Origin of the sequence: Shewanella litoralis (genome assembly GCF_009828585.1) — a bacterium.
In the GTDB taxonomy this organism is placed as follows: Bacteria; Pseudomonadota; Gammaproteobacteria; order Enterobacterales; family Shewanellaceae; genus Shewanella; species Shewanella litoralis.
Genome location: NZ_WSRZ01000093.1, coordinates 1 through 464, shown reverse-complemented (window position 1 = coordinate 464; position 464 = coordinate 1). Strand labels below are relative to the sequence as shown.

1 protein-coding gene is annotated in these 464 nt (G+C 44.2%); it reads right to left on the bottom strand.

The annotated features are described in order from the left end of the window. Nucleotides 1-144: 144 nt before the first annotated feature. A partial coding sequence (locus GQA99_RS20250) for a RuBisCO small subunit-like domain-containing protein (RefSeq protein ID WP_160057014.1) occupies nucleotides 145-464 on the bottom strand: 320 nt, incomplete at its 5' end.

Below are 464 nucleotides of genomic sequence, written 5' to 3'. Positions count from 1 at the left end.
GGAAAACAAACGTTAAATCCGGAAATTAAAACTTTAGATAAAAAAAGAAAAAGGAAAAAGCAGAAATTGATATAAAATCAAAGGTGGAGGAGGGGATGAGATAAAGTTTTTGATATGTTTTACAAGAAACAAAGCAAAGAGAGATTAAGCATCGGTGAAGCGAGGGGGCTTGTAGGCAATGAAACTGATGCACTGCACTTGACGGGTGTTGTCGAATCCGATGATCCTGATGAAGGCTTCAGGGTACTCCTTCTTGCACTCGGCAACTTCCTTCAACACTTGTGCTGAGTCAGTGCATCCGAACAAGGGAAGCTTCCACATTGTCCAGTACCTTCCATCGTAGTATCCGGGGGTGTTACCGTGCTCACGGTGCACAAACCCGTTCTCCAACTCGAATTCAACACAGGGAATCCACTTGTTGCGGAGAAGGTAGTCAACTTCCTTTCCCAATTCGACCTCGGAAA